The organism is Mesoplasma syrphidae (genome assembly GCF_002843565.1).
Taxonomy (GTDB): Bacteria; Bacillota_I; Bacilli_A; order Mycoplasmatales; family Mycoplasmataceae; genus Tullyiplasma; species Tullyiplasma syrphidae.
In genome coordinates this window covers 260,247-273,581 of the sequence record NZ_CP025257.1, presented here as the reverse complement: position 1 = coordinate 273,581, position 13,335 = coordinate 260,247, and the positions used below count along the sequence as shown (strand labels likewise).

Here is a 13,335-nt window from a genome sequence, read left to right as displayed (position 1 = left end):
ATGGTTCAGTTTATTTTAAAAAAATGTTTCTCTTGATCTTTCTTTTATTTCAGTTGAAGTAATAAAAGGAATTCTTGTTGTATATCCTTTTTTAGCAGCAACAATTTTATAAGATGGCCAAGTATTAACTTTTTCATTTCAAGTTGTTACTAAATCATTATAATTTGATCTTGCAGCTGTAATTTCTCTTTGTAAATAACTATTTTGTTGCATAGCATTCATAATAGTATCTTGTGATTTTAATTGTGGATAGTTTTCAAACGCCAAATTAATATTACGCTGATTCACATCAAGCTGTTTTGAAAGCTCGTTTCTCTCTGCGTCAGAATGATTTCCTGAACGTTGCTTTGCAATTTCAATAAAAGTTGATTTGTCCAAATCAACAGAACGGTTAACTAAATTAACAACATCACTTAAAATGATAACTTTTTGCTCCATAATTGAATCAATTTCTGAAGCAGCTCCGTTAATTCGCTGTTGTAATTGACTTAAATAATTTCTTGCCTTAACCTTTTTCATTAAAAAAACTAACCCTGGAATGATAAACAATACTCATAAAATAATTTCAAATACTAATGACCCAGTTCCAACTTCCATTTTAAGTTGTTTATTAATAACATTAATATCACGTCCCTCTTGATTAATTGGACCTGTTAACTCATCTAATTCATTTGCCATTTTTATAATCTCCTTTGATTGTTATTTTGATTATACAATTATTTTTCAAGACATAAAGTCTTGTTTAAGTATTCATATATATTTTCACTACTATTATCATTTTTAATAACTGACACTCGTTTATTGTAGAGACGAACTTGCTGAGGATTAATCCCAAACTGATTGGCTGATTGCTCATCATTGCTATCGTTAATCTTTAGAGCTTTAATATAATCGGCACGTTTTAAATTTGGTATCGTTTTAATAACAATATTTTGAGCATTTGAAACAGAAATGTATTCAACTCATGGTACTGGAACATTATGTAAAAATCCGTCTCTTCCAAACATTGGAACGTATTCCACTCGTTGATAAGTTTCATACCCACTAACATGAGCTTCAATTTCTTGACCGTTTTCAGTGGTTTCCACAACTTGAGTTTTAATAATTGCATTGACATCACTTGCAATCACTTTTTTAAGTTCATTCTCATGTCCGTATGCTAAAACTTCTAGTTCCCAACTAGACATTTGATCTCCAAATTTGAAATCATATTTATCATCAACTCCTAATTGCTGGTATAAAGGAACTGCTAGCAATGGTGCTAATGCAAAATAAACATCTTTAAAAAATTGAGTGTTAAAATCAATAAAAGTTTTTTTGGTATAATTATAGTCATAAGAAATATAGCGCTCGGGATAAGTTGCTAGATCTTTTTCCATTAGTGGGCTGAAAAGATAATTTAAGTTATCATGTTTATTTCATGAAAAATGATCACCATAGCCATCATCTTGATTTTTAATTAAATTCAACAATTGTTGTTGCGCTAAAGCACTAAATAATAGTCGAAATTCAATTTCATGATTTCTATCCAAAGCATTGAACATTACTTCAAACTCCTTATTAGCCATAACATTAAAATTTGATCCCTTCAAAGAAGCTGAGGCAGCTGCTTTGTCAATTTTTTTAGCACGTTTTTCAATAAACTTTTGATAGCTTTTGTTATTTTCAGAATCAACTTTTTTACTAGGAACTCTAGAAAATTTCAAATTTGGGGCTGCATCATTTGCAAAAATCAGCTCACTATCGACATAATAATTTGGGCAGGGTTTAACAACCGAAGCAAACAGCGTTTGGGTTCTCATTTGTGAAACCATCTTACCCTGAGAATCGCGAACTCGTTCTGTGTAAGTGATTACCAAAGATCCAGTGTATGTTTTATTAATGATCTTTTTTTCCAAAGTTTTTAAAATTAAAAAAGGATTTTGACCGATTGTTCCTGATTGGGCAAAAATTACACTGGTATCAGAATATTTTGAATAATCTTCTAGACCTCGGTTAAGAAATTGCTGCAAACGGTTTTCTGTTAAATATGAATCAAATACAATTGATGGTAAAGTTTTACTAAATATTTTTGTAGTATCATCAAATTCAAATAGCGAATTTAAATTGGCCATTTGAATTCAAGCTTCATCTTCAAATTGTTGCTTTTCAGTATCAAGCTTTTGACGTTCAATACTATGATTTTGAATTTTAGGATTAATCCTTCTTTTAATTATCCTTCAAAATACAAAAATTAAACTAAATCCGACACAACTCCCAATCACAACTCCTGAAATAACTCCAAGAGATCAAGTTTGTCAATTTACAATTCCAAAAATGAAGCCAACAATGCCTGTAATCAATAGTAAAATATTCAAAATTGTCAGTAGTGATTTTTGCTTGCGAAGCTTAGATATTAAACTGTCCAATTGAGAAATTTTTAAAAGCAGCTTATTAATTTTTCCGACTGTTTCGCGATTAGCTTGAATATCAATCCGTGAAGTCTTAACCAAATTTTCAAAATAATTTTCAATATTATTATTCGCTTGTTCTTGATACTGAGATCGATAAGAATTAACTGGATCTTCGATTTCTTGATACTTACTCATTGCTTCACCTATTCTTTCATATTACAAATATTTTACCTTGTTAAGCCAAAAAAGTTCTTGGGATTTAAAAACAAAAAAAATTAAACCGTAGTTTAATTTCAAAGTTCTCTATGTTTAACAATTATTTTTCTAAAACTGCTGTAAAACTCATTTGTTCTTCGATCAATTCTTGAATTTGTGAAGCATCTTCAAATTTTCCTGTTCGTACAAAAGTAACAATTTCTTGGACATTTAATAAGTGGTCTCCTGCTCTTTCCAAGTTTTTAACCTGCTTCATTGCTTCCCCAATTTCTTCAGCTTCCTCATTTGCTTCAACTTTACGCAAAATTTTAATTAGATATTTATAAACTTCTTGAAATTCATTATTCAATGATTGTTCGAGTTTATAAACAACTTTCGCATTATCAATTGAGTAAGCTTCAAAAATTATTGAAATTGCATCTAACATGTCAATAATGATTTGAAACATTTTAATAATTGAATTTGTATACTTTTTAGTCGGTTTATACTGAACATAAAACTTGGTAATTTTTTTGGCATAATCTGCAATTCGTTCAATTTCACGAGAAATTAAAATTCCTCCAACTGCTAGACGTAAATCTTTGGCAACCAATTGCTGTTTAGCAATTTTTCACAATGCTGTTGATGTAAATTCATTTTGCATATTATCAATAATTTTGTCATGATCTAAAATCATTTCAGCAGAATTTGGATCCCCACTTTTGATAACTTCAAAAGCTTCAGCATATTGGACTTTTGTTTCTAAGATCATATCTTCAATACTTTCTCTTAACTGTTTTAAATCACGGTCTAATATTTTATTATATGACATATAAACTCCTCCTATCCATATCTTCCTGAAATATAATCTTCAGTTCTTTCATCTTTTGGATTAGTGAATAAACGCTTTGTTGTCGAATATTCCACTAGCTCACCTTTTAAGAAATAACCCGTCATATCACTAATTCTTGTAGCTTGTTGCAATGAATGGGTTACCATAACAATAGTATATTCCTTTTTAAGTTCCAATACTAATTCTTCTACTTTTAAAGTTGCAATTGGATCCAATGCTGAAGTGGGTTCATCCATTAATAAAATTTTTGGATGCATTGCAATTGCTCGGGCAATACACAAACGTTGTTGTTGTCCACCACTCAATCCTAATGCTGGAGAACTAAGGATATCTTTGACCTCTTCTCAAAGTGCCGCTTTTGTTAATGAATCCTCAACAATTTGATCTAACATTTTCTTATTGCGAACTCCTTGTGTTTTTGGACCATAGGCAATATTTTCATAAATTGATAATGGAAAAGGATTCGCTTTTTGGAAAACCATTCCAACTTCAGTTCTCAGCTTGGCAACATCAATTCCCGGTTCATAAATATCTTGATCAAAAACTTTAATTTCTCCACCAATCATTGATCCATCAACTAAATCATTCATTCGGTTAATTGAACGAAGTAATGTTGATTTACCACATCCTGAAGGTCCAATAAAAGTGGTAATTGAATTTTCCTTAATGTTCATATTAATGCCAAATAATGCTTGCTTTTTTCCTTTGTTGTAAAAAAAATCAAAATCTTTAATTTTAATAACATCATCACGCTTTGACAAAGCAATTGGGCGCTTTCTTTCTGGAGTTGTAACTGCTAAAGTTTGATCAAACATTTCTGTAGCATTATCTTTCATTATGATTTTTCTCCTTTTTTCAATTTTTTATATGCTTTTCTGCGAGCTCTTCATTTGGTTCATTTTTCCTTAACAACACTTGGTTTCAATCGATTGATAAATACAATATAAACAGCCTTAACCTTATTAAATTTACGTCCCAATGATATTTTATAGTCATAATGTTTCACTGCAGAAATTTGACCCCGAATAATTAAAACTAACGGTGTTCTCTTGGCCCCTGTTACAAGAGCTGAAACACGTCCACTAGTAAAATTCAATGTCAATACTAAAACAATTGTCATTAATGACATTAAATAAGCGATTGCTTCTCCACGACCTGGTCCAGCTTCAGCTGATAACATATAGATTCCCGTAGTCAATGTAGCTCCACTCGATAAGAAACCTTCTGTTGGCAATTGCATAGCAGTTCCCAACGTTAAGTAAACTGGAGCGGATTCACCAATAATTCTAGCCATTGCCAAAATTGTTCCAGTAATAATTCCTTCCATTGCATTTGGTAAAACAATTTTAAATAATCTTTTTACTTTTGACATTCCTAAAGCAGCTCCAGCTTCACGATACGAGGATGGCACTGATGTTAAAGCATCTTCAAAATTTGAAATCAACATTGGCAAAACTACAATTGTCATTGTCAACGCTGCTGCCAAAATACTAAAGGGAATTTTCATTCAAACAATAAATACTGACAACCCAAATATTCCAAATACAATTGATGGCGTTGACGCCAATAACCCAATTGAAAATCTTAAAGTTTTAACAACTTTGGAATTTGAACGAGAGTATTCAGATAAATAAATTGCTGCACCTAAAGCAAGCGGCACTGCAAACACTAATGTTGCAAGAATTAGCATTACTGTTGTTAACAAAGCTGCTAATATTCCAGCTTGGCCATTAATAGATAGAAACGCATCTGAATAGACCAATCCACCCAATCCACGAATTGCAACCGTTCCTAATATTCAAAAAGTAAATGAAATAACGAGAGCTGTTGAAAGTCACATTGCAATCATTAGCGATCCTGAATACATTTTTTTGCATATTTTATTTTCCGAACGGTTATTGACAATTTCAATAAGTTCATATGACGAGTACTTACGATAATTACGATAAGCCTTAGAAGTTTTTCCAGCCGCAACCATTTTTTCTTCTTGTTTGGCACGACGATTACGTTTTCAGTTATCAATATTAGAAATTATTAGAATTGATAAATTAATTACAAACACTAAAATAAATAAGAACAGTCCAATTGCGTATAATGCTGATTCATGAAGTTGACCCTTATTTTCTAACATTTCCAACCCAATGGTTGCTGCTAAAGTCCTAATTGATGAAAATAAGAAGCCAATAATTCCGTCAGTAGTATTAAAGCCTCCAGTTGAATTACCAGCAATCATCATAATTGCCATTGTTTCTCCAATTACTCGACTCATTCCCATAATGATTGCCGAAATAATTTTTGCTCATGCAGACTTTCTAACAATTGAAAATGTTGTTTTTTCTTTTGAAATTCCTAATCCTAATGATCCAAATCTGTATCCCTCAGGAACTGCTTGCACGGCATTGTAACTTAGACTTACCATTGTTGGAATCGCCATAAAGGCCATCGTTAATCCTGCCACCATTAAATTGTCATTTGAAGGCGCTCCCATTAAACGGAATAATGCTCCCACATGTTCTCTGGCAAATAAACCAAATACAACTGATGGAATTCCTGCTAATAGTTTAACGATTGTCATTACAATTTTTTGATACTTTTTTGATAAATATTCAGAAATAAACAGTGTTGAAAAAATTGTAATCGGAATAGCGAATACCATTGCTACTAAAAGTAGCATAATTGTCATTAAAATGATTGTCCCTATTCCAAAAATATTGTTTTCAGGATCTCATTTGCCTTTAAAAATAAAATCTCAAAAATTTGTATTTTGAAATAATTTTGAAGACTTTAAGGCTACAAAACCTACCAAAATTAACAAAATAATTGCGACAACTGCTGTGAAAGTATAAACAAATGTTTGTGTTACTCTACCAGCAAATGGTGTTTTAGTGCGGGGATTTTTTCGTTTTCCTGAAATCGAGAGATTGTTATCAGGGAGCTTCGTTGTTTCCGTCATCTGGTCCTCTTTCTATAAAAATATATAAATTATTTCTTTTCATTCAATAAGACATTTTCATTTTGCTCAATTGGTTGCGATTTTAAAACTTTGATTAAATATTCATGTTCATAAATATCTTCAACATCCTTAGAATTTGACATCCAATACATAAAGTTGGCAATTATTTTTAACTCTGCTTCTGTGTAAGAACTTTTGAATAATCCAATAAAAGGTCGATATAATGGATAGCGTTCTCAATTATTTTGATTAGTATCTGCAATATTATATTCTTCCCCGTCTTTGGCAATTATTGCAGTTTTAAGGTTAGAAAATTTTTGATGATCTCGAGTATTAATTGCATAATTCATTGATAAATATCCAAATGATCCTGCTGAGTAATTTATTTGAGAAAAGATTGCTCCATTTGAATTATAGGCATGCGATGCCGCTCCCGGAGTTACTTGATTATTTGTAATAGTTTGAAATGATGAACGCGTTCCTGAACCCGGAGTTGTTGTATAAGGAATGATTTTCTTTGACGAAACTTTTTTTGCTTTTGCCATCAAATCTTCTTTGGTTTCTGATTCTTTTTCATTTTCAGCCAATCAGTAAGCTAGATCTTGTCATGTTCATAAAGTATTTGGAGAATCGTTTTCGTAAATTCTTTTTAAAATTTCAATTGCTTGGGAATCTAGCTTTGGCAAGACTTCACTTTGCTTGTCTTCAAAGGTTTGCACTGAATCAATCACAAATTTTAGATGACCAACAAATGGCTCAAAATTTAAATCCTTAATGTTATAAATAAAAACAATTGAATCGTGTGCAAAAGTTACATAGTGCATATTTTCTTTATCATTTTCAATTTTTTCACGTTTATTAACTAAATAATTATAATATCCTTCTTGCGATTTATCTTTTTCTTCATTATTTAAGAAGAAACTTGAATTATCATTAATTAAATTATAATCCTCAAATGTCTTATCCGATGACGGAACCGCTTTTGAAATAAAACCAGCCTTGTAAACACCATTTTTAACATTGGTAATTCCTGATCCCGATCCAGTCGAACTATATGAAAATTTTGTTTTATTATTTTTTTTATATTGATTAGTTAGTCGTTGCATAAGCGGATCAACTGACGCTGAACCTCCAATGCTAATTGAATTACTTGGTGCTACAAATGTCCAGACTCATAATCCAATAATTGTACCTAAAAAAGCCACAATCACTAAAAATATTTTCTTACTCATGTCTGTTCTCCTGTAGTTTCATACATTTTAATTATATCAAAAATATGTAATTTTATACTTTTAAGAAATAAAAACTAAGCACTTGCTTAGTCCTCTTTTGATACCATTTCCTTAGCATCAACAAGCTTAATTTTAACAATTTTTGTAATTCCCTTAGTTTCCATGGTCACTCCAAATAGAATGTCACAATTTTCCATTGTTCCTTCACGGTGGGTAACAACGATAAACTGAGTTTCACTTGTAAATAATTTAATATAACGAGCAAAACGCTCAACGTTTGCTGGATCTAAAGGGGCTTCAGCCTCATCTAAAATAACTAATGGAAGTGGTCTAACTTTTAAAATTGAAAATAGTACTGATAAAGCAACTAATGATTTTTCTCCACCCGATAACAAGTTCAAGTTGCTAATTTTTTTACCGGGAGGATTAACTTTAATATCAATTCCCGTTTCTAAAATATTTTCTGGATCCGTATAAATTAACTCTGCAGTTCCTCCGCCAAACAACTTAGCAAAGGCTTCTGGTAATGCAGCGTTAACATCATCAACAACTTTCTTGAATTGTGTTTCCATCGCTATATCAATATCCATAATAATACTTTGCAGTTTTTCAGCTGCTTCACGAATTTCTTTGACTTGCAAATCATAATAGTCAAAACGCTCTTTCTCAACTTTATATTCTTCAATTGCATCAATATTAATATTACCAATATCTTTTAATTCTGATGCCAAAACTAAAATTCTTTCACGAGCATATTGCTCATTTTCAATAGCATCAGTTTCCATTTCCAATGCGGCTTCTTCAGTTAATCCGTAACCTTCAGCTAAACGTTTTAGAATTGCAATGTAACGCTCTTGTAAGGCGCTTAGCTCTGAACTAACAGCCGCTGATTGATCTTTTAAATGATCTAATTCTGCACGCTTTCCAGAATTTTGCTCATTTAATTCACGTTGGCGATCAACATATTTATTACGAGAAGTTGACAATAAATTTAGACGTGTTTGTATTTCATCACGTTCATTTTCTAATTTAGCAATTTGTCTTGAAAATTTAATTGATTCAGATTCGTTAGAATCGTCTTGATTATTTCCCAACAAGTCATTGCCCGTTAAAATTCGATAATCTTCTGAAAGCTCATTAGTTTTCACTCTGTATTGTTCAATATTTTGTTTAGCATTTCTAATAATTGCTTGATTATCATTCAAGTTATCTCGTAATTGATCACGCTGTAATTTTAAATCATTCAATTCGCGAGTTTTTTCAATTTCCTTAGCATCTAATCTCACTAAAGTTTGCTCTAATTCTTCAGAATTTGATTGTGTTTGAGATTGACTACTAAAAATATTTTGGCTTCTAGTTTTTCCCCCAACGATTGCTCCGTGAGGTAAAATTCTATCACCTTCTAAAGTTACAATATTGAAACGGTAATTAATATTTTTTGCTAAAGCAGTTGCTGAATCATAAGTATCAACAACAATAATTGTACCTAAAGCATAGTCCAGCGCTGTTTGGTATTTTGCTTCAATTGCTACTAGCTCATTAGCAATACCAATAAAACCACGAGCATTTTCAATTGCTGCTCTTTGTGCTCCCTGAATTACTGAAGGATTTAAAGAATCCAAAGGTAAAAATGTACAACGCCCAGCATTATTACGTTTTAAAAATTCAACAGCCTTTTTAACATCAACGTTTGATTTCATAACAACTGAATTCATTGATGCTCCGGCAACAACAGAAATCGCTGTTTGGTATGCCTGCTCAACTTTAACTAAGCTTAATAAAGTTCCAACTACTCCTCCAATATTACTTGCGTGTTTAATAACATTATCGGCTCCCTGATTAGCTCCATATTGAGTTGATTGACGCTGATTTTCGTTATGTTCTTTTTGAATTTGAATACGACTGATATTTTTTCTAATTGTCTCAATTTCATCATAAATATCATTATATTTTGATGATAAGTAATCATATTGCTCTTTTAATTCATTGATTTGTGCTTCTAGTCTAAAAGCCTTATCTTTTTCAGAAGACAATTGAACTCTTGTTTCTTCAAATTGCTTTTTAATCTGAATCGCTTTAAATTCATCAGCATCCTTTGTATCAATTTTTGAAGCCTCACGTGCCTCAACTTCTTGTTTCTTAACTTTTAAATTTCCAATGCGTTGAATAATTTCTTGAAATTTATTATTTAGCTGACTAATTTCCATTTCTGATGAAGATGAATCATTCACCATTAAATCAAATTCTTCTTGTGATAAATTAATTTCATTTGACAAAGTTTTAATTTTTTCTTGAAATACGCTACGTTGAGAACTCAAATCTTGAATACGTTCTTTAATTGTTTTAATGTCTTTTACTAGAATTGAAATTTCAATTGATTGTAATTCCTTAATTTTTTCTTTGTATAATTCTGCTTTTTTAGCTTGTTTTTCTAAAGAAGGTAAGCGACGGCCAATTTCAGAAGTAATATCCTCCAAACGATTTAAATTTTCTTGAGTTCTAATTAACTTAATCAAAGTTTCCTTTTTACGTTTTTTGTATTTAGCAACTCCAGCAGCATCATCAAAAATTTCACGACGAGCTTCAGGTTTGGCTTCTGCAAAATTAGAAATCGTTCCTTGAGAAATAATTGCCAAACTTGACTTTGTTAATCCAGATTCTAAAGCAATATCTTGAATATCACGAGTTTTTACTCTTTGTCCATTAATATAGTATTCATTTTCACGGGTCTTTTTAACAAATTTACGTGTAATTTCTACAATTTCAGTATCAACTGTTGAAAAAATATTTTTTTGATTGTCAAATACCAAAGTAACTTCAGCAAAATCCGCTGCTTTACGATCTGAACTTCCCGAAAAAACAAAATCATCAGTTTTTGAACCACGCAATGATTTTGCTGATTGTTCAGCAAGTGTTCATTTTATTGCATCAGTAATATTTGACTTACCAGATCCATTTGGCCCTACTACTCCGATCATATCATGAGTAAAATCTAATGTAGTTGGATCTGCAAATGACTTAAATCCGTGTGCTCTAATTTGTCGTAAAAATAACATGTAAAATCTCCTATACTTAGTCAAATAAAATTTAACTTATTGGTCTAATTATACCAAAACAATATTGCTTATAAGGAAATTTGAATAAAAAAAGACAAAGGTTAATCCTTTGCTTTTAGTGCTCTTTATCTTTTTTTAAGGCTTTATTAAATGCCTCAAAAACAATTTTCTCTAAATTACTATTTTCAAAAACTTTAATTCCTTCAATTGTTACTCCATTTGGTACACATATTTCACCAATTATTGCTTCTGGGGTTTTTGAAGATTTTTTTAAATTAGCAATTGTTCCTTCAAATGATCCAATTATAGTTCGTAAAGCTGTTTGATATTCTAAACCTGATTTAACTGCGGCGTCTACAAATGCTTTTAAGAAAAATAAAATATAGGCTGGAGTACATCCACCACTAATTGTAAATTCAGAAAAAATATCTTCATTAATTTTTTCAACGCTTCCACAATTGCTGAAAATATCAAAAACTTCGTCAATGCTTTTTTCACCATAGTGATTGGCACAAATTCCTGTCACAGATTTCGTAATATCGGCGTTAATATTTGGCATAATTCGAACAATTTTCAACTTTGGATGCCTTCCGAAAGCTTCAGTAATCTTATCTGCAGAAATTCCACTCAGCATTGAAACGATTGTTACATTAGTTAAATTAAATTGATCCAAAACAATTGCAATTTCTTTTAGTTGTGCTGGACGAACTCCCAAAACAATTACTTCGATACCCTCGTTTTGTAAATCTTCTAAGTTAACTAACGGTTTTACATTTAATTCTTGAGCTTTAGCAACTGTAGATTCACGATTATTAATATAAATTTCATATTTCTTATTGCTTGTCGATTTAGTAATTCCCTTAATCAAACTACCAGCCATATGCCCAACTCCAATAAATAAAATTTTCATAATACTCCTTTTAAGGTTAGCCTTTTTTCATTTTTAGTAAACAATCCTTAGCTGCATTTTGTTCAGCTTCCTGCTTTGAAAATCCTTTTCCAAAACCAAATTTTTGACCTGATAAATTAACTGAAACTGTATATTCAGTACGATTATCTTTTTCAATATGACGTTCTTTTTCAACAATGTATTTTAGATCACAGCGATTATCAGCTTGCAATAATTCTTGCAATTCAGATTTGTGATCTTTAACTTGTTTAATAAAATCTGGACGTGAAATATATTCAAATAAAGTTGCTGTTAATCATTCTAACAAAACCTTTTCACCTTGATCCAAATAAATAGCTGCTGTAAATGCTTCAAAAACATCTGCCAAAATTGAATCTTTATCATAACCCTTTGAATTTATTTCTCCTTGACCCAAACGAATAATTCTTCCCAAGTTAATTTCTCGAGCAACTGTCGCAAGCGATTCTTCCCGAACAACATTTGAACGATTCTTTGTCAAAATTCCTTCTGCACTTTTGGGATGATTTAGAAAAAAATATTTACTAACATACATTTGTAAAATTGCGTCTCCCAAAAATTCCAATCTTTGATAAGTATATTTTAAATGACTTTCATTAGCATAAGAATTATGTGTAACTGCTTCTTCATACAAACGATTATTTTTGGGTATAATTTTAAACCTTAGTAAAAACTCTTGAATTGTCATAAATTACTCAGCCATACCCTTTTTCATTTTTGTTAAAACATCATTTTCTACGGCTTCCAAAGTCATTCTTAAAGTTGCCTTAAAAGATTGGACATCACTTGAACCATGAGATTTAAAAATAATTCCGTTGACTCCAATTAAAATTGCTCCAGCGTAATTTTTATAATCAAAACGATTTCCAAACTCTTTAAAAGCCTTTTTTAAAGCCAAAGCATGCAATTTGCGATACAAATTTTTTGTTAAAGATTCTTTAATTCCCCTTAAAATATTTTTACCCATTCCTTCCATTGCTTTCAATGCAATGTTTCCTGAATATCCGTCTGCTACTAAAACCTCAACAACTCCTGTTGTCATTTCTCTTGACTCAATATTTCCGACAAAGTTTAAACTTTTATCAGCTTTTAATAACTGATAAGCTTCTTTTTGCAAGTCCCGTCCTTTTGATGCTTCTTCTCCAATATTCATTAAACCAATTCGGGGACTTTTAACTCCTTGAACTTCACGAGAATATATTGAGGCCATTTTTGCGTAACCTAATAAATCCTCGGCCGTATTTTCAACATTTGCTCCAACATCTAACATTAATGTTGTTACTCCTGGAGTCAAGGTTGGCATTGTTGGCATGAACCCAGGTCGAGTAACACCTTCAAATTCTCCTAAAATAAAATGTGCTCCAGCAATAAATGCTGCTGAATTTCCTCCAGTTAACATTGCGTCTACTTTTTGCTCTTTAACGAGTTCCAATGCTCTAACAAGTGAAGCATCTTTTTTACGACGAACATCCATAATCGATCCATCCATATCAATTATTTCTGTTGTTGCTAAAATTTCGTATTGTGAATCATCTAATCCACCATTATTTACAAGAGCTTGCTTAATTTCTTGCTCATTTCCAATAAAAATTAATTTTAAGTTAGTTTTAGTCTTTAAGAACTCAACAGCTGCTTGAATAGCAACAGTTGCTCCCTTATCTGAACCCATTACGTCAAATGCAATTTTGTACATACAAAGACCTTCTTTCTTTTTATTTAATTATA

General features: G+C 31.2%; 10 protein-coding genes. All 10 read right to left on the bottom strand.

Annotation, left to right across the window (positions count from 1 at the left end):
• Nucleotides 1-15: 15 nt before the first annotated feature.
• The 10 genes from CXP39_RS01165 to plsX all read right to left on the bottom strand — a co-directional run bounded on the left by CXP39_RS01165 (nucleotide 16) and on the right by plsX (nucleotide 13,303).
• Nucleotides 16-678 (bottom strand): LemA family protein, encoded by a 663-nt coding sequence (locus CXP39_RS01165; protein ID WP_027048515.1) that lies wholly within the window; start codon nucleotides 676-678, stop codon nucleotides 16-18.
• Between the two features lie 38 nt (nucleotides 679-716).
• Complete coding sequence (locus CXP39_RS01160; protein ID WP_027048514.1) at nucleotides 717-2,588, bottom strand: MAG1210 family protein; 1,872 nt, start codon at nucleotides 2,586-2,588, stop codon at nucleotides 717-719.
• 121 nt (nucleotides 2,589-2,709) lie between these two features.
• A complete protein-coding gene (phoU, locus tag CXP39_RS01155) occupies nucleotides 2,710-3,420 on the bottom strand; it encodes a phosphate signaling complex protein PhoU (RefSeq protein WP_051591897.1) in 711 nt (236 codons plus the stop codon).
• A gap of 11 nt (nucleotides 3,421-3,431) precedes the next feature.
• Complete coding sequence (pstB, locus tag CXP39_RS01150; protein ID WP_036256521.1) at nucleotides 3,432-4,256, bottom strand: phosphate ABC transporter ATP-binding protein PstB; 825 nt, start codon at nucleotides 4,254-4,256, stop codon at nucleotides 3,432-3,434.
• Between the two features lie 20 nt (nucleotides 4,257-4,276).
• Entirely contained in the window at nucleotides 4,277-6,394 is a 2,118-nt protein-coding gene (gene pstA, locus CXP39_RS01145; protein ID WP_084497595.1) for a phosphate ABC transporter permease PstA, read from the bottom strand.
• 29 nt (nucleotides 6,395-6,423) lie between these two features.
• Nucleotides 6,424-7,626, bottom strand: a complete 1,203-nt coding sequence (ptsS, locus tag CXP39_RS01140; protein ID WP_027048512.1) for a phosphate ABC transporter substrate-binding protein — start codon at nucleotides 7,624-7,626, stop codon at nucleotides 6,424-6,426.
• 86 nt (nucleotides 7,627-7,712) lie between these two features.
• Nucleotides 7,713-10,682: an AAA family ATPase gene (locus CXP39_RS01135; RefSeq protein ID WP_027048511.1), complete on the bottom strand. Its 2,970-nt coding sequence runs from the start codon at nucleotides 10,680-10,682 to the stop codon at nucleotides 7,713-7,715.
• Nucleotides 10,683-10,797: 115 nt separating this feature from the next.
• Nucleotides 10,798-11,592, bottom strand: a complete 795-nt coding sequence (gene proC, locus CXP39_RS01130) for a pyrroline-5-carboxylate reductase (RefSeq protein ID WP_027048510.1) — start codon at nucleotides 11,590-11,592, stop codon at nucleotides 10,798-10,800.
• 16 nt (nucleotides 11,593-11,608) lie between these two features.
• Nucleotides 11,609-12,298 carry a ribonuclease III gene (gene rnc / locus CXP39_RS01125; protein ID WP_027048509.1) on the bottom strand — a complete coding sequence of 230 codons (690 nt, stop codon included), beginning with the start codon at nucleotides 12,296-12,298 and terminating at the stop codon, nucleotides 11,609-11,611.
• Between the two features lie 3 nt (nucleotides 12,299-12,301).
• Nucleotides 12,302-13,303, bottom strand: coding sequence for a phosphate acyltransferase PlsX (gene plsX / locus CXP39_RS01120; RefSeq protein ID WP_027048508.1), 1,002 nt, complete (start codon nucleotides 13,301-13,303; stop codon nucleotides 12,302-12,304).
• Nucleotides 13,304-13,335: the final 32 nt, after the last annotated feature.